Raw genomic sequence first — 22154 nt, forward strand, 5'->3', positions numbered from 1 at the left:
TTAAAAAAATGCTAAGCCATAGGTTTTAATCTGTGGCTTAGCACCATATTTTACAGTTTAACTCCCAAAGTCAGGTTCTATCACAGGATGTTTTTTTTCACAATGGCTTCTTTTCAAGGAAAAACCGCGCAGGCCTTCCCAATTACCGGAAAGCCAAACGCGGTTTCTCAGTGCGCCTGCGGCGCACGTTTTATACGTTTTTAAGGCTGAATTTGGTTTGCGGTCTCCTTCCATGCAGATGCAAGGCTTGCAATGCCCTCCAGCTGTGCAGGAAGCAGAATGGTGGTGGCACGGCCGTCCGCAACCTTCTCAAATGCTTCCAGACTCTTCATCTTCAGCACCGCCTCGTCTGCGCCTGCTTCCTTCAGCATACGGATACCGTCTGCATTGGCCTGCTGTACCTTGAGAATTGCCTCCGCCTGGCCTTCTGCCTCGCGGATCATTTTTTCTTTCTCTGCCTCCGCCTTTAAAATAGCTGACTGCTTCTCCGCCTCGGCGCGCAGAATCGCAGACTCCTTTTCACCCTCTGCCACCAGAATACTGGCCTTCTTTTCGCCCTCTGCTCTGGTAACTGCCTCTCTTCTTTCTCTCTCCGCCTTCATCTGTTTTTCCATGGCGTTCTGAATCTCAGCGGGAGGGATGATATTTTTCAGCTCCACCCGGTTTACCTTGATGCCCCAGGGGTCTGTGGCAATGTCCAGTGCCGCTCTCATCTTCGTGTTGATGGTCTCTCTGGAGGTCAGGGTCTGATCCAGCTCCAGATCACCAATAATATTCCGCAGAGTGGTGGCCGTGAGATTTTCAATGGCCATCATGGGATTCTCCACCCCGTAGGTAAACAGCTTGGGATCCGTAATCTGATAAAATACAACCGTATCTATCCGCATGGTGACGTTATCCTTGGTGATTACCGGCTGTGGAGGGAAATCCGCAACCTGCTCCTTTAAGTTTACCTTCCTTGCCACTTTATCAATAAAAGGCACCTTCAGGTGAAAACCCACAGACCAGGTTCCCTGGTAAGCGCCCAGACGCTCCACCACAAAGGCCTGTGCCTGGGGCACGATCTTGATACAGGATACCAAAATCAGCAAAATTAAAACCACCAGTACAATTAAAATAATCATATACTACCTCCTTCTGTGCCGTCAGGGTATCGGCACCCCCTTATACTTTCTTTTGTTTTGCTTTGAAAAATGCTCCGCCTCATTCTCCTGATTCTGCCTGGGTCTGCTCCATCTGCGGATCCAGCCGCACAATCAGCTTGACGCCGCTGATGGCCATAATATCCACCACTGCCCCAACAGGAATCGCCGTCCCGTCGTCAACGCTTCTGGCACTCCACTCCTGTCCGCCTACGGTAATCTGGCCGATTCCCTGGAGATTATCAATCTCACTGATTACAATTCCCTGTCTGCCCACCAGACTTTCCACGTTGGTTCTCACCCGGTCTTTGTTAAAATACTTTACCGCCACAGGCCTGGTAAAATACAGCAAAAGCAAGGATACCACAAAAAACAGAATCACCTGCACAAACACAGGCGCCTGAAACGCAGCCGCAACAATGCACACAAGCGCTCCCCCTGCAAACCAGATGGTGGTAAGCCCCAGGGTAGCCGCCTCAATGCCGATGAAAAGAATCAGCAAAACCAGCCACAGAATCAACATTTCATTCATGCAATCGCTCCCTTTTCCATAGTGCCAGGTCTTATTATTGTCACCTGTCTTTTTTCTTTTAAACTATGAATTCAGTTTACTACAAATTCCCCCTGCTGGCAATTCTTTTTCTGGCACGATAGAAGTTTTATCGTTCATTCACGGACATCTCTGCACTTTTGGAAAAAAATGAGAGCATTTCGCAGAATACTCTATTCCGCAGAATGCTCTCGCCTTTTTATTTTATGCTGACCTTAGTAAAATACATGATTGCCGATCACCAGACCGTCGCGGCCATTGTTCCGCCGGAAATGTGTCAGGTCTCCTACGTTGGAGTTGCCGGCTATGGCGTCCTCCGCCGCCTGAATACAGCTTGCGGAAATATTGCCGGATTCATATACACGGTTCAGTTTACCGCTCATGGCAGGCGTAAACTGGCCGGAAGCGTAAATCACACCATGGATGCTGTCGGGGTATGCGCCGCTTCTCACACGGTTCATAACCACTGCGCCAACCGCAAGCTGGCCTTCGTAGCTCTCGCCCCCTGCCTCACATTGAATCAGGGCAGCCAAAAGCATGGTAGTGTCCGCATCCGTTGTATATTCGCCGTAGTTGACATGGCGCTTTGCCTCCTGCTCGGCTGCTTCCCTGGCTTTAATCTCTTCCATGGTCTCACCCGCATCAATCTGAAAATCCAGGGCTGTAAACTCTGCAGATACATAGCCGTCTTCTCCGTTATAGTCAATGCAGACCCATCCATCCTCCCGGTTTTCCAAAACCTCCACGATCTCTCCCTTGGGAAGCAGACCCAGTGTGGAGGCCTCTGTATTGGGCTGTGTTCTCACTCTCACAGTCTCTGTGTCTGCAATGGTTGCAATCATCTTTCCCACATCGTTTGCCAGGGCTTCTGCCTCCTCGTCAAACAGAAGATATTCATCCTTCGCCCAGCCAATGATGTTTCCCGACTGCAGCTTGGTCCAGCCATCCTTTCTTTCCAGAATGGTGCCTCCGCAGTCCTTGTACAGCATTCCGACCTTTTCGGCCTCTTCGCTGGCTTCACTTCTCACGTTCAGAGTATTTTTCACGTTGGCCATAACCAGGGTGGATTTTTCCTCGTCTGCAGTGAGATTTAAGTTTAATTCCTTTGCCGTAGCGTTTAAAAGCTCCGTCGTATTTGTTGCGCCGGGATCCAATATGGCCGCTACGCCTCCGCTTATTTCATCCAGGTAATTATCTGAGCTGCCAGCCTGTACGGTCATGCCTGTCTGTGCAAGCAGGGATACGGATACCGCAAATCCTGCAAGCCCCACAAGCAGCCTTTTGCTTCCTGCCATTTTCTTTACCTCCAACAAATTTGAACCGTTAAAAAATATATCACTTTTTTAACTAATTTATTACAGATTTGTTAAATTTGTTACGCAGGTTATCATAGCAGAAGCTTTTTTTTTTGTCAAGTCAATGTTTTATGATTTTATTTTCCTGTTTTTCCCTTCCAAGCTGCAACACTTTAAACATCCATTGACAAAGCCTTGCCAGGACTACATATCCCGGGATTTTTGGATACATGCCTCCATGGCATCCATCACAGCGGCGCGCAGGCCCTTTTCCTCTAATACCTTCACCGCCTGGATGGTAGTGCCGCCCGGCGAACACACCATATCCTTCAGCTCTCCAGGATGTCTGCCGGTTTCCAGCACCATCCGCGCGCTTCCCAAAACGGCCTGGGCAGCAAATTCATAAGCCTGGTTTCTTGGCATACCCTCCGCCACCGCCTCGTCGGCCATGGCCTCGATAAACAGAAACACATACGCAGGAGCGCTGCCGCTTACGCCTACCACCACATCCATCAGGCGTTCCGGCACCACACTGGCCCGTCCAAAGGAGCGCATCAAGCTTAACACCTGTGAAAGCTCTTCTTCCGTCACATTCTCTCCCGCACAGACGCCTGTGCAGCCCTCCAGTACCAGAGCCGGGGTGTTTGGCATACAGCGGATTATTTTAAGCTCCGGTCGTCCGAAAGCCTCCGACAGATAACGCAGGTCCTTTCCTGCGGCAATGCTCACAATCAACGTTTCTTCCCACACAGCATCCTTGATCTGCGCAATTACCTCCGGCAGGAATACAGGCTTTACTGCTAAAAATAAAATGTCCGCTTTCTCCGCCACTTCCCTGTTGGTCTCAGCCACCAAGATATGATATTTTTCTCTTACCCTTTCCCTGGTTTCCCTGGTTTTAGCCGAGCCTATCATATCCTCCGGCTGCGCCGCATTCTTTGCCAGCATACCGCCGATCATGGCACATGCCATATTTCCCAGTCCGATAAATCCTATTTTCATTTTCACACTCATCTCCATTCCGAAGCGTAGCGTAGGAATCGCGCAATAGAAATTCGCGCAGGCGATTTCTATTGTCGCATCACGGCTTATTTGTGACGCTTCGGCACAAATAAGCCGTGTGAAAAATCAGCACATCAGTGTGATTTTTCACACTGATCTCCATTCTTTTCACAGCTTAAGTCTCCATTTACGTAAAGCATTACACATGTCTCTGTCTGTGGGTCTCATACAGCAAAAGAGCCGCTGCAACGGCAGCGTTGAGGGATTCCACCCTCCCCTCCATGGGAATCTTTACATAGGAATCTGCCAGCTTCGCCGTATCCCTCCGCAGTCCCTTCCCCTCGTTGCCGATGAGAAAGGCTGTAGGTTCCCGAAAGGAAAGCCTGTTGTAATAGGTCTCCCCTTCCAGATGCGCGGCATAGACTGCAATCCCATTTTTATGCAGATCATTGACAGCATTCCTCAAATCTCCGGCATACACAAAGGGCACTCTGTAAATGGACCCCATAGTGGCCCGGACTACCTTGGGATTAAAAATATCCACAGTGTCGGAGCTCATAATAACACCCGTTATTCCAGCTCCCTCACCGGTCCGAAACATGGTTCCAAGATTCCCGGGATCCTGTAAGTCCTCCACCACCAAAAGCAGCGGATTGCCCTTCTTTAAAATATTCTCTATATCATATTTGGGCTGTCTCAAAACTGTCAACATTCCCTGAGGAGACTGGGTATCCGACATCTTGGCAAATACATTGGAGGAAACCGTCTCGTATCCTGTCTGCTGCAGTTTCTTCCATATAAATGAGTTTCCCTTTGCCCGCTCCAAGGCATCCTGTGACAGAAATACCTCTTTTATGTCGTCTGCAGGGGCTTCCTCAAACATTTTAAAGCCCTCTGTCGTAAACACCCCTGCCTGCCTGCGTTCCTTTGCCTTACTCTGCCACTGTACGATCTGCTTTACTTTTGCGTTTGCACTGCTTGTGATCATTTTTCTTTTCCCTGCGTCTTTAAAAAAGCGGTCCGCCTTTAAAAGCAGAACCGCTTTATCCTAACTTTGTCCTTAAACAGCCAGTAAATGGGCTATCTCAAACTGATACTCGTTAATGCCCTTTTCCATGTTCAGCGCATCCTCAATATCAAAATCAACAAACTCGCCGTGCTGATAACCAACCACCCGGTTGGTTTTGCCCTCCAGAAGCACATCTACCGCATAAGCGCCCATAATGGACGCATAATATCGATCCTTTGCAGTGGGACTGCCTCCACGCTGCATATAGCCCAATATGGTGGCTCTGGTCTCAATACCTGTGGCAGCCTCTATTCTCCGGGCCATGGATGTGGAATGTCCGATGCCCTCTGCATTGATGATAATGTGATGGGTTTTCCCTCTTTTCCGGTTATTAATGATATTGTTAATGATGTTCTGTTCGTTAAAATCATATTTTTCCGGAAGCAGAATATCCTCCGCACCATTTGCTATGCCACACCAGAGTGCGATATATCCGGCATTTCTTCCCATTACCTCGATGATACTGCATCTCTCATGAGAGGAGGAGGTGTCCTTTACCTTGTCGATGGCCTGCATTGCCGTGTTTACCGCAGTGTCAAAGCCGATGGTATACTCTGTACAGGCAATGTCCAGGTCAATGGTGCCCGGAAGTCCTATGGTGTTGACGCCCAATCTGGACAAGGCCTGCGCTCCTCTGTAGGAGCCGTCTCCTCCGATGACCACAATGCCGTCGATCCCATGCTTTTTGCAGATTTCAGCGCCCTTCTGCTGCCCCTCCGGTGTTTTGAATTCCAGACAGCGTGCCGTTCCCAGAATTGTACCGCCTCTTTGGATAATGTCGGAAACATTGCGCGCTTCCATATCTATAATCTCTTCATTTAAAAGACCCTGATAGCCCTTCTTGATTCCCTTTACCTTGATACCTCTCGCAATGGCCGTACGAACCACCGCACGTATTGCGGCGTTCATGCCAGGAGCGTCTCCTCCACTGGTCAGGACGCCAATCGTCTTAATTTCATTTGCCATGCCGTTACCTCCTAAAGTAATCCTTTCCTCTGATCATTTATTTTAATCTATTTCCTGACGGTTTTCAATAGGTTTCGTTAGAAATTTAACATTTTCCTGTCCAAACAAGGTATCCAGCCTTTCTTTCAGCTCTTCGTCCCAATTCACCCTCAGGTTGGGTGGAAGGACTTTAAAGCCCCGGGTGCTTCGCAGGAAAATGACCACATCATCATTCCCATCCGAATCGGCAATGGCGGAGAGTAACTCCCCTTCCCGTCTCACATAGGTTTCCTCATCCGGAAACTGCACCCACACACCGTTTGGCACCTTCCGAAGCGGCTCTCCCGGGGTCCGGGCAGCTCCCCCGTAAGGCCTTGTCCTACGATCCCTTTCCGCATAAGGCCGTCCGGCTCTGCCGCCCCCGTCCTTTGCCGCTCCATAGCCGCTGCGGCCTCTGCCAAGAAGGCTGCCGTCCCGTTCCACATCCGCAAAGGATACGATCTGTTCGCAGATCAGCTTTCCGTCCTTTTCCTCCTCTAAGGACACCCTCCCTTTCACAAAGACCTTGCCGTCCTCCATAAGCAGTGCGGAGTATTTTTCATAATCCCTGGGGAATACCACAACCTCTACAGTTCCCACCAGGTCCTCTATATTGAGAAAGGCCATCACCTTATCATTTTTCGTATATTTTATGGTCTTGTCTGCAATCAGTCCGCCAATCACTGCTGAAGCCTGGTCTGTAACCCTCACCGCTCCTGTTTCCTCATCCAGGGCAAAGTCATTGGTGGTGTTGGTAATATTTTGCTCCCAAAGCTTCTGGTATTCCTCCAAAGGATGCCCGCTGATATAAATGCCCAGCACCTCTTTTTCGAAGGCAAGGAGCATTTCCTTAGGATATTCCCCCACATCCGGCATACGGATGTCAAATTCCTCCTTGGTTTCCTCCGATGCAATGTCAAACAAGGAAATCTGCCCTGCCAGATTGCTCTTCTTATCCTTGGTTATGTGGTCTAAAATCTGCACATACACACTCATAAACTGCTTTCTGGTTCCGCCCAGGCTGTCAAGGGCTCCCGCCTTAATGAAATTCTCAATGGCGCGCTTATTCATATCCTTATCCGCCATGCGGGTAATAAAATCCTTCAGGTTTGTGAAGGGCCCTCTCTCCTTTCTCTCCTGCACGATCCCCTCGATCACAGGACGTCCCACACTCTTAATTGCAGTCAGGGCATAGCGTATCTTTCCTCCCGTAACAGAAAAGCCAGCCTCCCCCTGATTGATATCCGGCGGAAGAAGTTCAATCCCCATACTTCTGCAGGTCAAAATATATTCCGAGACCTTTTTGGGATTGTCGATGACAGAGGTCAAAAGAGCCGCCATAAATTCCACCGGGTAATAATATTTCAGGTAGGCCGTCTGATAGGAAACCACCGCATAGCAGGCCGCATGGGACTTATTAAAGGCGTACTTGGCGAAGTCCATCATATCATTATAAATCTGTCCTGCAGTCTGCTCGCTGATGCCGTTCGCAATACACCCGGGAACCCCTTCCTCCTCATTGCCATAGATGAAATTGGCTCTCTCCTTCTCCATGACGGACTGCTTCTTCTTGCTCATGGCCCGGCGCACCAGGTCGCTGCGCCCCAGGGTATATCCCCCCAGATCCCTCACAATCTGCATCACCTGCTCCTGATAGACAATACAGCCGTAGGTGGGGGCCAGAATAGGCTCCAGCTGGGGACAGGAATAAGCCACCGCACTGTGGTTGTTCTTGCCCTTGATATATTTGGGGATAAAATCCATAGGGCCCGGCCGGTACAGAGAGATTCCTGCGATAATGTCCTCCAGGCTCTGGGGACGAAGCTCCTTCATAAAGTTTTTCATGCCGGCGCTCTCCAGCTGAAAAATGCCTTCCGTTTTTCCTGTGCCGATAGAGGCAAGCACCTTGGGATCATCGTAATCAATATGATCAATATCAATATGCTGTCCCGTGGTTTTCTCCACAAATTCCACGGCGTCATGAATCACCGTCAGGGTCCGAAGCCCCAGAAAATCCATCTTTAAAAGCCCCAGCTCTTCCAGCGTAGTCATGGTAAACTGGGTAGTGATGGAGCCGTCGGCCCCTCTGGAAAGGGGCACAAATTCCTCCGCCGCCTTCTGGCAGATCACCACTCCCGCAGCGTGCATGGAGGTGTGTCTTGGCAGCCCCTCCAAACGCTTGCACATATCAATGAGATAATGCACCTGCTCGTCCTCATGATACAGCTTCCTAAATTCCGGATTCATCTCCAGCGCCCGGTCTATGGTGATGTTCAGCTCGTTGGGCACCATCTTGGCAATGGAATCCACAAAGGCATAGGGCAGGTCCATCACCCTCCCCACATCCCGGATCACACCCTTGGCCGCCAGCGTACCAAAGGTGACGATCTGCACCACCTTGTCAGAGCCGTATTTCCTGCCCACATAATCGATTACCTCCTGCCTGCGTTCAAAGCAGAAGTCAATATCGATATCTGGCATGGACACACGCTCCGGGTTGAGGAACCGCTCAAAGAGCAGATTATATTTTATAGGATCAATATTGGTAATTTTCAGGCAGTAGGACACAATGCTCCCCGCCGCGGACCCCCGTCCGGGCCCCACAGGTATGCCGTTATTTCTGGCATAGTTGATAAAATCCCACACAATGAGGAAATAGTCCACATAGCCCATGGTGCGGATTACAGAAAGCTCATAGTCAAGGCGCTCCCGCAGCGTCTGTCCCGTGTCTCCCGCAAGCCTGCTGCCGTCGCCGTAGCGTTCTGAAAGTCCCTCGTCGCAGAGCTTATTTAAGTAAGACCAGGAATCATATCCCTCTGGCACTTCATATTTGGGCAGCTTTGTCACTCCAAATTCGATTTCCACATTGCAGCGGTCCGCAATAGCCTGGGTGTTCTCCACAGCCTCCCAGGCATAGGGAAACAAAGCCTTCATCTCCTCCTCACTCTTCACATAATACTGTCCGCCCTCATAGCGCATTCTGTCCTCATCCGCCAGCTTTTTCCCGGTCTGCAGGCACAGCAGAATGTCATGGGAATCTGCATCCTGGGCGTAGGTATAGTGAACATCGTTTGTGGCCGCCAGAGGAATATCCAGCTCCTTACTCAGCTTTAACAGCTCCGTGTTCACAAGCCGCTGCTCCGGAATCCCATGATCCTGCAGCTCCAGGAAGAAATTGCCTTTCCCAAAGCAGTCCTCATATTTTTTCGCGGCCTTCTTCGCTTCCTCTCTCTGGCCCTTTACCAGATTGCGCTGCACCTCCCCGGCCAGACAGGCGGAAAGGGCAATAATCCCTTCATGAAACTGGTTTAAAAGCTCCATATCCACCCGGGGCTTATAATAATAGCCCTCCGTAAAGCCGCGGCTTACAATCTTCATCAGATTGGCATAGCCCGTATTATTCTCCGCCAGAAGCACCAAATGGTAATAGCGGTCCTCTCCGCCCGTAAGCTCCTTGTCAAATCTGGAGTTTGGAGCCACATAAACCTCACAACCGATAATCGGCTTGATGCCCGCCGCTTTTGCTTCCTTATAAAAGTCAATTACGCCATACATCACGCCATGGTCCGTTATGGCGGCGCTGTTCATGCCAAGCTCCTTTACCCGGGAGACATACTCCTTTATCTTGTTGGAACCGTCCAGCAGAGAGTATTCTGTGTGGACGTGAAGATGTGCAAATGCCATACCGCTGCTCCTTTCATCCTATTTTTTTGCGCTGATTGCTTCTGGCAGAAGTCACCTCACCTGTATCTGACAGCTCCTCATGGTATCCAGAGCCGCCTCGTGGCTCTCCTTCGTCACGCCTGCCGTGCAGGAAGCATCCACACAGATTTCCACCTCCGGCAGGAAGGCCTTTAGCAGCAGTGCATTGGAAACCACGCAGATATCCGTACAGACTCCCACTAATTCGATGGAAGCAACGGGGTTTACCTTATGCCTTGCCAGCATATCCGCAGCCAGCCTGACACAGCCGAAGGTATCCTTCTCATAGACCTGGGCTTTGCTTTTTTGACACATCTCTTCCAGCCCGCCTGCAAGCTGCCAGCCTGCCGTTCCCTTGATGCAGTGCTCCACCGGCAGATGCTTCCCCTCCTGTGTGGACAGATAATTTCTGTCATGGGTGTCCTTGGTATAAATAACCGTTCCCGGAAAATTTTGAATCTTCTCTTCTACTCTGGGAAGAATCTCCTGTGCTTCTTTTGTTCCCAGGGCTCCGTCTACAAAGTCCTTCTGCATATCTATCACAATCAAATACTGTCTTTCCATAGCGCTTCCTTTCTCTGCCGCCAAAAATCACTCCATTTGGATATGTTTCTCCTTAAAAATACCACAAATCCCTTCTCTCGTCAAAAATAATAATGGGGCTGCTGCTTTGGCAGATCATCGATCCGCTTTGGCAACAGCCCCTCAAAACCCTTATAAATATTTTTTCAATAGCTCCACCTTATCGGTCTTTTCCCAGGGAAGGTTCAGATCATCCCTCCCGAAATGTCCGTAGGCAGCCGTCTGCTTGTAAATAGGACGGCGCAGATCCAGCATTTTTATAATCCCCGCCGGGCGAAGGTCAAAGTTTTCCCTTACGATCTCCACCAGTCTCTCATCACTCAGCCTTCCCGTTCCAAAGGTGTCCACCATGATAGAGGTGGGATGTGCCACGCCGATGGCATAGGAGAGCTGAATTTCACATTTGTCCGCAAGCCCGGCCGCAACCAGATTCTTAGCCACATAACGAGCGGCATAGGAGGCGCTTCTGTCCACCTTGGTACAGTCCTTTCCGGAGAAGGCGCCGCCGCCATGGCGTCCATAACCGCCATAGGTATCTACAATGATCTTTCGTCCAGTCAATCCGCTGTCTCCATTGGGACCGCCGACCACAAAGCGGCCTGTGGGATTGATAAAGAATTTGGTATCCTTATCTACCATCTCCCCGGGAAGCACAGGGTCCAGCACATATTTGCGGATATCCTCGTGAATCTGCTCCTGGGTCACCTTATCATCATGCTGTGTTGACAAAACCACAGCCTCCAGGCGAAAAGGTCTTCCGTTTTCATCATATTCTACAGAAACCTGGCTTTTTCCATCCGGTCTCAGATAGGGAAGGCTTCCATCCTTGCGCACCTTGGTCAGCTGACGCACCAGCTTGTGGGCAAGGGAAATAGGATAAGGCATCAGCTCCGGCGTCTCGTTTACCGCATAGCCAAACATCATGCCCTGGTCTCCCGCACCCACAGCGTCCAGCTGCGCGTCGCTCATCTGGCTTTCTCTGACCTCAAGGGCCCGGTCCACGCCCATGGCGATATCCGGGGACTGCTTGTCCAGGGACACCATCACAGCGCAGGTATTGCCGTCAAAGCCCTTCTCTGAGGAATCATAGCCGATCTCCGTAACCGTTTTTCTCACAATGGCGGGAATGTCAATGACAGCCTTGGAAGTAACCTCCCCCATCACCAGGACAAAGCCTGTATTGGTACAGGTCTCGCAGGCTACCCGGCTGAAGGGGTCCTGCTCAAGCAGCGCATCCAGTACAGCGTCTGAAACCGCGTCGCAGATTTTGTCGGGATGCCCTTCCGTAACTGATTCTGATGTAAATAAGCGTTTTTCCATTTTTCCTCCGTTTCCGTTCTGCCAAAATATCCGGCAGAACCTCAAAATATTGTTTTTGTGCTCATTTGCGCATAAAAAAGTCCGCTTGCAATAAGCGGACTTGATTTCGTGCACCTCATCCTCTTATTGTTCGAAATTCACTCGCTCAGGTGGGCACCTTCCTTTTACAAGGGGTTGCCGTGGCTTCATCGATCCTATGTATCTCCACCAGCTCTGAATAAGAGAAACTATTTTGTTTTATTTGGTTAACCTGTTTATAAGCCTACTCTACTATGAATATGCTGCTTTGTCAATAAAAATTTCTGCTGACAGGCACATACTATATCCTCAGCCTGTTTTCAGCTTAAACTTGCTGTAATCTCTTTCACTTTCCACCATTTCTATCTGTGCTCCCAGGCTCTGGAGCTTCAGATGAAAGTCCTCATAGCCCCGCTCAATGTAGTGAATCTCGTCCACCAGGGTGTAACCCTCAGCGGCCAGGGCGGCAATCACAAGGGCAGCGCCCGCCCGCAGGTCCGGAGCGGAAATGCTGGCTCCGGTATATTTTTCCACACCATCGATAATGGCAGTGTTTCCCTCTACCTTAATGCTTGCTCCCATTCTGGTGAGCTCGTCTACATATTTAAACCGATTCTCAAATATGCTTTCCGTGACAATGCTGGTTCCTCTGGACATCCCCAGGGCAACCGTGATCTGGGGCTGCATATCCGTGGGAAATCCCGGGTATGGCAGCGTTTTTACCTGTGTGTGCACTAAGGGCTTGGAGGCAACCACACGAATACAGTCGTCCGCCTCCTCCACCTCGCAGCCGATTTCCAGAAGCTTTGCAGTGATAGACTCCAAATGCTTGGGAATCACATTCTTTACAGTCACATCCCCTTTCGTCACCGCCGCCGCAAACATAAAGGTGCCCGCTTCAATCTGGTCGGGAATGATGGCGTACTCCGTGCCGTGCAGATGCTTCACCCCCTTGATGCGGATCACATCCGTTCCGGCGCCCTTGATATTGGCCCCCATGCTGTTTAAAAAGTTGGCCAGATCTACCACATGGGGCTCCTTCGCTGCATTCTCAATGATGGTCATTCCCTCTGCCATGGTAGCAGCCATCATTACATTAATGGTAGCTCCTACGCTGACCACATCCATATAAATATGGCTTCCCACCAATCTGTCCGCCCTGGTTTTGATCAGTCCGTGCTCAATGCGCACATCCGCCCCCAGCGCCCGAAAGCCCTTAATATGCTGATCAATGGCCCGGCAGCCGATGTCGCAGCCTCCCGGAAGGGCCACCTGCGCGCGCTTATACTTTCCCAAAAGAGCCCCGATCAGATAATAGGACGCCCTGATCTTTTTGATATTTTCATCCTCCACCACAAGATTATTGACATTGGAGGCATTCAGCGCCACACTGTGGCGGTCCCGGCGCTTGATCATCACGCCGATATTCTGCATTGCCTTAAGCAGTACGTTTGTATCCCGTACGTCCGGCATATTTTCTATATATACGGTTTCGTCCGTCATAACGGAAGCAGCAAGAATAGGAAGCGCCGCGTTTTTGGCGCCTCCTATCTCAACCTCTCCCACTAATGGATTCCCGCCCTTTATTGCGTATTGTTCCATCTATGATTACCTCTTAGCATGGTTATGGTCACTCTACTAAGCACTTATACCACATTTTGCCGCGTTTGTAAATAGAATGGGTGTTCCCCGGCACCGGGAGACTCCCCTATTCCAGATAATCTAAAGGATTTACCTGGGTGCCGTTAATCAAAATTTCAAAGTGAAGATGAGGGCCGGTGCTGACGCCGGTATTTCCGCTCAGGGCTATCCGCTCCCCTTGCTCTACCGTCTCTCCCACATTCACCAGAACTCTGCTCAGGTGGGCGTACCTGGTCTGGCGTCCGTCCTCATGGTCGATATAAACCACATATCCGTAGCCGCTTCCCCAGCCGGCCTTTACAACCGTTCCTCCACAGGATGCAAAAACCGCCGTTCCGGTGGGAACTGCCCAGTCAATGCCCTTATGATAGGTGCTCGCGCCTCTGGTAGGCGCGCTCCTGCGGCCAAAGCCAGAGGTCTGGCGCCCGCCTGAGATGGGCTTGATATAGGTGGGCGGCACAATGGTTCCTCTCTCCACAATCTTCGGAACAGCTTCCAGAACAATTTCTTCCTTTAGAATTTCCCTGGACGTCTCATTTTCGTTTAGATAAGAGACATCCGCCACTACCTTTCTAAAGCCTGCGGAAGGCTGCTGCAGCACCTGGGTCTGGTTGGTATACCAGCTGTCGTTGTCCACATAGACCACATCCGCATCATAGCTCTCCTCATAGTAATTCTGCTCTATACGCTCCACAGACAGCTCCGGCTCCGGCACCGTAATCACAAGCTTGTCCCCTACTCTGATGGTGGAATTTTCATCCTCCAGCATCTCGCTGTTCATCTCTATGATCTGATCCATGGGGATATTGACCTTAATGGCAATTTCCGAGAGGGTGTCCCCGGCCACTACTTCATACTCCCCTGGAGTCTCCTGGTCCTTGGTTACCTCTTCAATGGCAGTCGCCAGATCGGTCAGCTGGCTCTCGGGAAGGTACGCCTCCACCACCTCCACCTCTTCGGCAAAGTCCACCTGCAGAACACCCAGCTCGTAGTCTGAAAAATCCATCTCCTCACCGGTATCCACGTCCGCTCCCAGCTGGGAAATCAAGGTCTGTACGCCTCCCTCAGAATAAGAAGCCTCATCCTGGGCGCTTTCCTGTTCGGACAAATCCACAATATTGGTGGTCAGCACGCTGAATTCCCTTTCCGTATCGTGCACCAGCTCCACCTGAAAATTGCCTGAGCTGTCATATTTGTCAATGGCTGCCTGCAAAAGCTGCCTTACCTCTTCCGCGCTGGAAAGATTGACCATGTATTCATTGACCTTCATAGTATAGGATCTCTGCATGGTCTGACAGATATGACCGCGGAGGGCCTCCTCCATTTTGGCTAGCAGCTCTTTTTCGCTGTCTACTTCTCCCCACAGGACTTCTTCTCCCTCCAGGGTCATCTCCGCGTCAATAAAAGTCAGCTCTTCACTTTCGGAAGCAATATTTCTGCGGGCCTGGGCCAAAAGAGTCTGGGCTGACGCTGCATCACCCGTGGTCCCAATCTCCACATTGTTGATAAAAACGTGGAACAAATTTTCTCCCGATTTTTCCAACAGGGTATAGCCTTTTAAAAAGAAGGTACAGCAAAACAGTGTAAGCACTGTAATCTTAACATATGTAAATTTCAGTTTTTTATGATATTGTGTAAGCTTTTTCATAGGTTTTCCAATTCCAGAAATCGGCATTTAATAATTTTGTAACAGATTTATTCTATCAGCATTTATTTTCCTTGTAAAGGGAAGATTGTGCTATACTGGAAGCAAAAGCACACCGGAGGTTATTTTATGGCAGACCACATTATTTTTCATATTGACGTAAACTCCGCTTATTTAAGCTGGACTTCCTTAGCCCGCCTGCGGGAGGGAAGCGATGTGGACCTTCGTCTGATTCCCTCTATTGTAGGCGGAGATATGAGCAGGCGCCACGGCGTGGTTTTAGCCAAATCCATACCTGCAAAGGCCTACGGCATTGTGACGGGAGAGCCCATCGTCAACGCCTTCCGCAAATGCCCGCACCTGGTAAATGTACCTCCCGACCATGCGCTTTACGAACACATGAGCTTGCTTCTCATGGATTTCCTCTCGGGAATCTGTCCGGATATTGAGCAGGTCAGCATTGATGAATGCTATATGGATTATACCCCCATAGCCGGTAAATATACCTCTCCGGAAGCTGCCGCAGCCTATATCAAGGATACGATTTTCGCAAAATTTGATTTTACAGTGAATATCGGCATATCAGACAAAAAGGTGCTTGCCAAGATGGCCTCCGACTTTAAAAAGCCAAATCTGGTGCACACCCTGTATTCCTGGGAAATCCAAAAAAAGCTGTGGCCCCTTCCCGTTTCCCGTCTGTTTATGTGCGGCCGCTCCAGCCAGGAAACCTTGAAAAAGCTGGGCATACTCACCATCGGCGATCTTGCCCAGGCTGATCCTGACATTTTAGAGGCCCACTTAAAAAGCCACGGTCTGACCCTTTGGAATTATGCAAACGGATGGGATGATTCTGAGGTGCTCTCCGAACCCGCAAAGCTGAAAGGCGTAGGAAATTCCACCACCCTTGCAGAGGATGCACTGACCAGTGAAGAGGCCCATAAGGTTCTGCTCTCCCTCTCAGAGTCCGTGGGAAGGAGGCTTCGCGCCTCTCATCAGCTGGCAGGCCTGGTCTGTACGGAGATCAAATATAATACCTTCCGAAACGTCTCCCATCAAACGCTCCTGGAAATTCCAAGCGCTTCCACGGATGTGATTTACAAAGAGGCCAGCCGTCTGTTCGACGAGCTCTGGGACGGCACTCCCATCCGCCTTTTGGGGGTGCGCACCGCAAAGCTTGTGGAGGAAGGCGAGCCTGTACAGCTGAGCCTGTTCGACTATGCCTCCCCGGTATCGGAAAAGCAAAAGCGGCTGGACGCCGCCTTGGACAGCATCCGGAAACGCTACGGAAATGATGCCGTAAAAAGGGGGAGTCTTTTAGACTCCCCAGACAGCTCCCAAGAAAGGTAGCCTTCCTCACCGTTTCTTCTGCATGCCGAAATAATACAGAATAAACAGCAGCACCAATGTGATCTGTCCCGGCACCACAGTCATTTCCGTAAAGCCAAACAAAAATATGGCCATAAGAAACACTGCGCAGCAAAGCCCGGTCATATCGCGCCTGTTCAAAAGGCGGAGCAGGCAGTACACATTCCAGATCAAAAATACAGCCCCCGCCAAAATACCATAATCATAGGCGAACTGTAAAAACATATTATGGGCATGCCCGTAGAAATGCTTTTCCGTCATATAAAATCCGGATTCCTGGCTGGTATGCCCCGTCCAATTCAGGTGGGAAGCATAATAAGCGTATATGGTCTTGCGAATACTGATCGAGCTTTTCGTGTCCGTGCCCTCCAGCATAAACGGGTTCTCAGGACTGCTCCCCGGCTGTGTGCTCTCAGCCGCCCTCGCCTGCAGGGTTAAGGGAGTTGACAGCCTTACACCTCCTTCTGCCATGTTCAGATCAATCCCCAGCATCTGCAGCACTCTTCCCACATTGTTGTCTATCACCTGTTCAAAGGTAATGTAGCGCTCGCTGTTCCAAGGGTCATAGGAATGCACGCTGGTATCCGGATTGTACTCTCCCTCAAACCATATGGGATGATGAAGTATCACCGGAAGATATCTCACACAGCCATACACAACAGGCAGAAGCACAACCACACAGGCCAAAAGAGCCGCTCCCTGCACCAGCCAGTGGCGGAAGCTTTTTCGAAACAGAATATCATAGCCTATGAGCCCCACTGCGCCTGCCGCAAAAGCCCCTGTGAGAGCGGAGCGTCCTCCTGTGAGGAAAATAAAGCTCACGCAGCCTCCGGCCAGCAGAAAGCAGAGAACCCTTTTCCACCCAGACACCTTTTTTTCCGTAAGGTAAAGCCACAAACACAAAAAAGCACAGAAAATCGTCAGATAGAAAAGGCCATTCTGCGTTTCGCCGGAGTACATTCCCCTATACCGCACATAGTCGTAGGGTCTGAATCCAAACGCCACAGTCTGCTGAATAAAAAACCACAAAATGAATCCCCAAAGCATCCCCAAAAGAAAGCTCCTTTCCTTTCCGTCAGGGATTCCAATCAGATAAAAGGCTCCGAAAAGTCCCAGGAACCAGAGAGGCCAAAAGCTTTCATGCACGGACACCGTCATAAGCACAAGCAGCAGCATGACCAAAAAAAAGCACGTCCTGTTCAAGCGCTTTCCTTCCGCCAGACTCCTGCGGTTCCATACCAGATATAACAAAAGTCCGGCAATCAAAGCGATATTAAGCACCACCGTATACCACTGTCCCGTATATCTCCAGTAATTATCCCCTATGACGCAGGCTGCGGTCCCAAGGACAGCAGAGGCGCCCAGCCATAGAAAGAAGCCTCTCCATCGGAAAAACTCTTTTTTCAGGGAAGGAAAAAGCAGCAGTACCACCACAGGCCCTGTGAGATTTGCAAAAATCATCTGCACCTCTCCCACGGCGCTTCCCCGTCTCTGGTCAATCCATCCCAGCATAAGAAAACATAGGGCATACCATATCTCCATTTGATATCTTTTTAACCAGGCTTTCAAAATCTATCTCCCGCTTCCTTTCCTGTGACAATTACATAGCTTCCCTGCTCCCCTTCCACAGAATAGGCAAAGGGAATTTGGGAAAGCTCTGATTCATGAAGCACATACAGTCCCTCCGGATCAGCCTCCAGGGGATAACTCAAATCCACAAAATGATATCTCTCTTGGTATGGCGCAAGCCTTCTGCCTCCCGTCACATCCGTTTCCCCCCTATAATAGGCCGAATCTATTTTACACACAAACTGCGTCAGCACTTCTGCACTGGTTTGATTAAACTGTACTCCCAGCTCTCCCGTAATATAAAGATGGTCATATTCCTCCATGGCATCCGCCTCCTGCACTGCCGCCAGAAAGTCTCCGTAATAGTAATAGCGGCTCTCCTGGGCAAACCAGGTAAAATATACCGAAAAAAAGGCAGCTGCGCAGACTGCGTAGACCGCTGCAATCACAGGCTTAAGCTTTTTTACCCTGGAAACTGCAAAGCGGATACCATAGCAGCACAAAAAAATGAGGGGGAAAAAAATAACATTGATGCGGTTAATATTCACCTCAAATGTCACCAGTCCAATCCAGATTCCCATAAGAAGAGCTCCCCAGATTCCCAGCATACGGGTTTTTTTCAATAAATCCCTTTCCCGAAAAAGGTCTCTGGTAAACACCCCTGTTCCCAGAAAAACAAATGGAATGGAAATATGATACAGTGGGCCAAAAGCAGGAATGGCATTAAAGATCAGGTCAGGCAGCTGCAAAAATACCGCACTTATCATGGATACTATATTTTTCCAAAGCTGTGCAAAGGAAAAATTTAAAAGTAAAATGTCTCCGCTGCGGATGCTCTCCGGGAAATATCCCATAGTAAAAAAAGGAGTCTCAATGGTGTGCAGGCCAAGGGCGTTGATCAACAGCACCAATATCTCCGGAAGAGCCGTCATCACAAAAATCGGAACGCACAAAAGAACCTCCCTCAGCCCAAGCTGTTTCTTCCACAAGCACCATGCGGCAAATACCGCAAGAAAGAGAGGCACAGAATAAGCTGCAATCCCATAGCAGTAAAAGGTAAGGCCGAAAAAAAACATGGAGAGATACAGATATCTCCTTTTTTCCAGACCACAAAGCAAAAGGTAGAGAGCCAGCAAAAAGACATGAGGAAAAAGATTGCAGTCCAAGGACCAGCGGCTCTGCATAAAATGCCAGGGATTTACAGCGGTAAGCGCCATAGCCATAAGGCCAAAGATCCTGCCATACATTTTTTTCCCGATAAGGTACATCAACACAAGAGAGCCGCAGCTGGCAAGCAAAAGCGGCAGACGAACAGACACTATGTGGAATCCGAAAATACGGATAAAGGGAATCATGCAATAGGACAGCAGCGCGCTCATCTGACCGTATTTCCACGCCTCGAGATGCACCGGCAGAAACATACCGTAACGGTCCGTGCCATACTCCGACAACGCAAGCGCATCCACTGCCGCCATGGCCTCATCCTGGTTCACTCCATCCGGCACACTTCCAAAGCGGATGCAGCGCACCAATACTGCCCCCAGCAAAATTCCCCAAAACAACCAACGTTCCTTTTTTTTCATAACCTGCCCTCAGCCACTGCGGCGGCTTCCTTTCTGCTTTTTGCGCACACTGTAGCCGAAGGTTCCCAGCTGCTCCCCACAGCTTAAATAAGCGCCGTGGGAATAGACAATGGGTTCCGCCTTCTCCAGATGAAATTTTCGCCCCTCATCCATATATTTCTCATCTGCGTGCACCGCCAGCACGTCTGCAAGAAACAGATCATGAGAGCCTAAGGGCTTCACCTGCCTGACTCTGCACTCAATATTCACAGGGCTCTCTCCGATCATAGGCGCTTTCACATAAGCCGCATCCGCCTTTGTCAGCTTAAGCTCCTCAAATTTATCCACATCCCTGCCGCTCTTAACGCCACAGTAATCTGTAGCAAAAACCAGTCCCCTGGTAGTCAGATTTACCACAAATTCTCCGGTGTCCCGCAAAATCGGATAGGAATAGCGTTCCGGGCGCACGGAAATGCTCAACATGGGAGGATTTGTGCAGATTGTTCCCACCCAGGCAAGCGTTATAATATTGGCTCTGCCGCTTTGATCCGCCATGCTGACCATAACCACCGGCAATGGATACAGCATATTCCCCGGCTTCCAAATCTCTTTTGCCATCATTTTTCCCTTCGCATGAAAACTTTTTAGAAGAATTTAAAATTCAGCAGATTCATCACCTGCACAACCACGCTTCCAAGGGACAGCACAAGGGCTGCAATGGAAATTCCCAATACTGCATTCAGCTTTCCGGAAGCTTTTCCCACAGTGTCACTGAGCCGGTCAAGACCCTCCGTCTGCTTTGCGGATTCCTCCACTACCACAGCCTGTACGTTGCGGTAAACCTTCACGCACTCCCGGTGCACGCCTTCGCCGCTTCCCTCCAGTTTTTCCACAAACTCGGCCTTCCATTCCTCAAGAGCTTCGGAATCCTGTTTTATTTCATGAATTTTTTGAATGGCTTCATCCACCAGCCGGGCGACCTGCCCGCTGTCCGACTTTGACTCCTTAAGCCTTGCATCTCCTTCCTCCACGATCGCCTTAAGACGGTCCAGACAATCGTTATACTCCTTAAGACGATCCTTCAGACGATTAAGCTCTTCCGTATCCGCCGCAGTATTCGCCTTAATCATTTCCTGTGCAGTCAGCTTCTGTGCCAGCTTATCCATAAACATATCCATTCATTTCCCTCCGAATTATCCACCTGCCATGTTTCGAATATAAGTATCCGTGGTGTCTGCATTACATAGGAACATTTTATCATTTTTTCAGTTTTCTGACAACAGAAACCGCTTTTTGTGCAAACTGCATACGAAAATCTTCAATTCACTATATGTTTTTGTTACATTAACCAATAATTTACATGCCGTTCATATTTTGTTCATATTTTATTGCTATACTCTATTTGTAGCCAAAGGAAATGGCCATTGATGTCAGCATAACACATAGATAAATTTTTTCATAATAGCCCAGATACCGAAAGGTGTCTGGGCACTCCTCATTTTATGGCTGCTGTTTCTTTCAGCAATAGAGAAACTCCTGCCTGAGCTATTCCTTTTCTCTTTCCCGGCTGATGGCCAGAATCTCTTCGTTCAGGGAAAGCATTCTGGCGTCCAGATCCGACACCATTCTGGCACACTCCACCAATTCGTTCTTGATATGCTCCGGGGCGTCCCCTTCAAACTTGTAATGGATTTTATGCTCCAGGCTGGCCCAGAAATCCATGGCTACCGTACGTATCTGTATCTCCACCTTTGTGTCCACAATACGGTCGGACAGATACACCGGCACCGAAACAATCATGTGATAGCTTTTATACCCGCTGGCCTTTGGATATGTAATATAATCCTTTACCGCAATCACTTTGATATCCCTCTGCTCGCTTATCATGTCCGCAATCCTGTAGATATCAGAGGTAAAGGAGCAGATAATGCGGATACCTGCAATGTCGTTGATATACTTTACCATATTGTCAATCGTGGACTCATAGCCATTTCTTTTCAGCTTCTTTACGATGCTCTCCGGCGTTTTGATCCTGACCTTAATATGCTCTATGGGATTATACTGATGAACATGCTGAAACTCATCATTCAGAATCTGCATTTTCGTTTCTATCTGCCGCAGCGCAGCATTATACACAAGCATGACCTCCTGCCAGCTGTCAATGCCTTCTCCATTGTCCACCTTTAGTTCCATTTTAGCTCCTTCTATTTTATAATTCTCTGCCTTTATAAAATCAGTATAGCATAAAGCATGATAAAAATGTATAATATTCACAAATAATTAATCCTTTTTTAAGAAAATTTGTCAATAATATTTAGAACCGTACCTTGTATATATATGACATATACAAAAATATTATGACATGCTATACTGTCTAAAATACGTTTTTGAAAGGAGTTCCATTTATGTTTCGCTTATGGGCAAGAACCTTTAAAGATAATCATATGCTGCAGGATACCTGCATTTGTGACGGCAGCGCCGATACCCGCACTCACAAAATTTTCCGGGCCCTGGACGAAATATGCGTCCAGTTTGACTTGGGCAAGCCCATCTGGCTGGACAAAACAGTAAAGGATTTCAAGCGTCACAATAAGGTTCGTTTTAATCAGGATAATTTTATCGAGGATATTGATTTTGACTATTTGGAAATTCAGGTGATAGAAGAAGATTCCTGATATCTATTGACATTTCCTCCATGCAAGTGTATT

Annotated in this window: 18 protein-coding genes and 1 riboswitch; of the genes, 2 read left to right on the plus strand and 16 right to left on the minus strand. The window is 49.2% G+C overall.

Going from position 1 to position 22154, the window contains the following annotated elements; genetic code table 11:
• Positions 1–200: 200 nt before the first annotated feature.
• The 11 genes from SHK35_RS09620 to SHK35_RS09670 form a co-directional block, all read right to left on the minus strand.
• The gene (locus SHK35_RS09620; RefSeq protein ID WP_318703775.1) at positions 201–1124 is read right to left on the minus strand and encodes an SPFH domain-containing protein; all 924 of its coding nucleotides are present in this window, start codon (positions 1122–1124) and stop codon (positions 201–203) included.
• Positions 1125–1203: 79 nt separating this feature from the next.
• Positions 1204–1674, minus strand: a complete 471-nt coding sequence (locus tag SHK35_RS09625; RefSeq protein WP_318703773.1) for an NfeD family protein — start codon at positions 1672–1674, stop codon at positions 1204–1206.
• A 233-nt stretch (positions 1675–1907) separates the two neighbouring features.
• Positions 1908–2987 carry a cell wall hydrolase gene (locus SHK35_RS09630; protein ID WP_318703771.1) on the minus strand — a complete coding sequence of 360 codons (1080 nt, stop codon included), beginning with the start codon at positions 2985–2987 and terminating at the stop codon, positions 1908–1910.
• 204 nt (positions 2988–3191) lie between these two features.
• The gene (gene proC, locus SHK35_RS09635; RefSeq protein ID WP_318703805.1) at positions 3192–3989 is read right to left on the minus strand and encodes a pyrroline-5-carboxylate reductase; all 798 of its coding nucleotides are present in this window, start codon (positions 3987–3989) and stop codon (positions 3192–3194) included.
• Between the two features lie 199 nt (positions 3990–4188).
• Complete coding sequence (locus SHK35_RS09640; RefSeq protein WP_318709621.1) at positions 4189–4977, minus strand: TrmH family RNA methyltransferase; 789 nt, start codon at positions 4975–4977, stop codon at positions 4189–4191.
• Between the two features lie 72 nt (positions 4978–5049).
• The gene (pfkA, locus tag SHK35_RS09645; protein WP_318703767.1) at positions 5050–6024 is read right to left on the minus strand and encodes a 6-phosphofructokinase; all 975 of its coding nucleotides are present in this window, start codon (positions 6022–6024) and stop codon (positions 5050–5052) included.
• Between the two features lie 42 nt (positions 6025–6066).
• The gene (locus SHK35_RS09650) at positions 6067–9726 is read right to left on the minus strand and encodes a DNA polymerase III subunit alpha (RefSeq protein WP_318709622.1); all 3660 of its coding nucleotides are present in this window, start codon (positions 9724–9726) and stop codon (positions 6067–6069) included.
• Between the two features lie 51 nt (positions 9727–9777).
• Positions 9778–10308, minus strand: a complete 531-nt coding sequence (locus SHK35_RS09655) for a cysteine hydrolase family protein (RefSeq protein ID WP_318709623.1) — start codon at positions 10306–10308, stop codon at positions 9778–9780.
• Between the two features lie 150 nt (positions 10309–10458).
• Positions 10459–11646, minus strand: a complete 1188-nt coding sequence (metK, locus tag SHK35_RS09660) for a methionine adenosyltransferase (RefSeq protein ID WP_318709624.1) — start codon at positions 11644–11646, stop codon at positions 10459–10461.
• 120 nt (positions 11647–11766) lie between these two features.
• Positions 11767–11870: riboswitch (SAM riboswitch) on the minus strand.
• 103 nt (positions 11871–11973) lie between these two features.
• Positions 11974–13266 (minus strand): UDP-N-acetylglucosamine 1-carboxyvinyltransferase, encoded by a 1293-nt coding sequence (locus SHK35_RS09665; protein WP_318703760.1) that lies wholly within the window; start codon positions 13264–13266, stop codon positions 11974–11976.
• A 106-nt stretch (positions 13267–13372) separates the two neighbouring features.
• The gene (locus tag SHK35_RS09670) at positions 13373–14953 is read right to left on the minus strand and encodes a M23 family metallopeptidase (RefSeq protein WP_318709625.1); all 1581 of its coding nucleotides are present in this window, start codon (positions 14951–14953) and stop codon (positions 13373–13375) included.
• Positions 14954–15079: 126 nt separating this feature from the next.
• On the opposite strand from SHK35_RS09670, the gene SHK35_RS09675 reads away from it, so the two are divergent.
• The gene (locus tag SHK35_RS09675) at positions 15080–16297 is read left to right on the plus strand and encodes a DNA polymerase Y family protein (protein ID WP_318703756.1); all 1218 of its coding nucleotides are present in this window, start codon (positions 15080–15082) and stop codon (positions 16295–16297) included.
• 6 nt (positions 16298–16303) lie between these two features.
• Here the strand turns inward: SHK35_RS09675 and SHK35_RS09680 are convergent, their stop codons facing one another.
• The 5 genes from SHK35_RS09680 to SHK35_RS09700 all read right to left on the minus strand — a co-directional run bounded on the left by SHK35_RS09680 (position 16304) and on the right by SHK35_RS09700 (position 21639).
• Positions 16304–17884 (minus strand): O-antigen ligase family protein, encoded by a 1581-nt coding sequence (locus SHK35_RS09680; RefSeq protein ID WP_318709626.1) that lies wholly within the window; start codon positions 17882–17884, stop codon positions 16304–16306.
• Positions 17881–19467 carry an ArnT family glycosyltransferase gene (locus SHK35_RS09685; protein ID WP_318703752.1) on the minus strand — a complete coding sequence of 529 codons (1587 nt, stop codon included), beginning with the start codon at positions 19465–19467 and terminating at the stop codon, positions 17881–17883. Before SHK35_RS09685 ends, SHK35_RS09680 begins: the two co-directional genes overlap by 4 nt.
• 9 nt (positions 19468–19476) lie before the next feature.
• The gene (locus SHK35_RS09690) at positions 19477–20064 is read right to left on the minus strand and encodes a flavin reductase family protein (protein WP_318709627.1); all 588 of its coding nucleotides are present in this window, start codon (positions 20062–20064) and stop codon (positions 19477–19479) included.
• A 26-nt stretch (positions 20065–20090) separates the two neighbouring features.
• A complete protein-coding gene (locus SHK35_RS09695) occupies positions 20091–20624 on the minus strand; it encodes a hypothetical protein (RefSeq protein WP_318703750.1) in 534 nt (177 codons plus the stop codon).
• 367 nt (positions 20625–20991) lie between these two features.
• Positions 20992–21639: a GTP pyrophosphokinase gene (locus tag SHK35_RS09700; RefSeq protein WP_318703748.1), complete on the minus strand. Its 648-nt coding sequence runs from the start codon at positions 21637–21639 to the stop codon at positions 20992–20994.
• Positions 21640–21851: 212 nt separating this feature from the next.
• Here SHK35_RS09700 and SHK35_RS09705 point away from each other — a divergent pair, with 212 nt between their 5' ends.
• Entirely contained in the window at positions 21852–22121 is a 270-nt protein-coding gene (locus tag SHK35_RS09705; protein WP_318709628.1) for a hypothetical protein, read from the plus strand.
• Positions 22122–22154: the final 33 nt, after the last annotated feature.

Origin of the sequence: Candidatus Acetatifactor stercoripullorum (assembly GCF_944382095.1) — a bacterium.
Taxonomy (GTDB): domain Bacteria; phylum Bacillota; class Clostridia; order Lachnospirales; family Lachnospiraceae; genus Acetatifactor; species Acetatifactor stercoripullorum.

Coding starts and splice junctions, on each gene's coding strand:
- SHK35_RS09620 (WP_318703775.1), bottom strand. CDS start 1,124: ATGATTATTTTAATTGTACTGGTGGTTTTAATTTTGCTGATTTTGGTA.
- SHK35_RS09625 (WP_318703773.1), bottom strand. CDS start 1,674: ATGAATGAAATGTTGATTCTGTGGCTGGTTTTGCTGATTCTTTTCATC.
- SHK35_RS09630 (WP_318703771.1), bottom strand. CDS start 2,987: ATGGCAGGAAGCAAAAGGCTGCTTGTGGGGCTTGCAGGATTTGCGGTA.
- proC (WP_318703805.1), bottom strand. CDS start 3,989: ATGAAAATAGGATTTATCGGACTGGGAAATATGGCATGTGCCATGATC.
- SHK35_RS09640 (WP_318709621.1), bottom strand. CDS start 4,977: ATGATCACAAGCAGTGCAAACGCAAAAGTAAAGCAGATCGTACAGTGG.
- pfkA (WP_318703767.1), bottom strand. CDS start 6,024: ATGGCAAATGAAATTAAGACGATTGGCGTCCTGACCAGTGGAGGAGAC.
- SHK35_RS09650 (WP_318709622.1), bottom strand. CDS start 9,726: ATGGCATTTGCACATCTTCACGTCCACACAGAATACTCTCTGCTGGAC.
- SHK35_RS09655 (WP_318709623.1), bottom strand. CDS start 10,308: ATGGAAAGACAGTATTTGATTGTGATAGATATGCAGAAGGACTTTGTA.
- metK (WP_318709624.1), bottom strand. CDS start 11,646: ATGGAAAAACGCTTATTTACATCAGAATCAGTTACGGAAGGGCATCCC.
- SHK35_RS09665 (WP_318703760.1), bottom strand. CDS start 13,266: ATGGAACAATACGCAATAAAGGGCGGGAATCCATTAGTGGGAGAGGTT.
- SHK35_RS09670 (WP_318709625.1), bottom strand. CDS start 14,953: ATGAAAAAGCTTACACAATATCATAAAAAACTGAAATTTACATATGTT.
- SHK35_RS09675 (WP_318703756.1), top strand. CDS start 15,080: ATGGCAGACCACATTATTTTTCATATTGACGTAAACTCCGCTTATTTA.
- SHK35_RS09685 (WP_318703752.1), bottom strand. CDS start 19,467: ATGAAAAAAAAGGAACGTTGGTTGTTTTGGGGAATTTTGCTGGGGGCA.
- SHK35_RS09690 (WP_318709627.1), bottom strand. CDS start 20,064: ATGGCAAAAGAGATTTGGAAGCCGGGGAATATGCTGTATCCATTGCCG.
- SHK35_RS09695 (WP_318703750.1), bottom strand. CDS start 20,624: ATGGATATGTTTATGGATAAGCTGGCACAGAAGCTGACTGCACAGGAA.
- SHK35_RS09700 (WP_318703748.1), bottom strand. CDS start 21,639: ATGGAACTAAAGGTGGACAATGGAGAAGGCATTGACAGCTGGCAGGAG.
- SHK35_RS09705 (WP_318709628.1), top strand. CDS start 21,852: ATGTTTCGCTTATGGGCAAGAACCTTTAAAGATAATCATATGCTGCAG.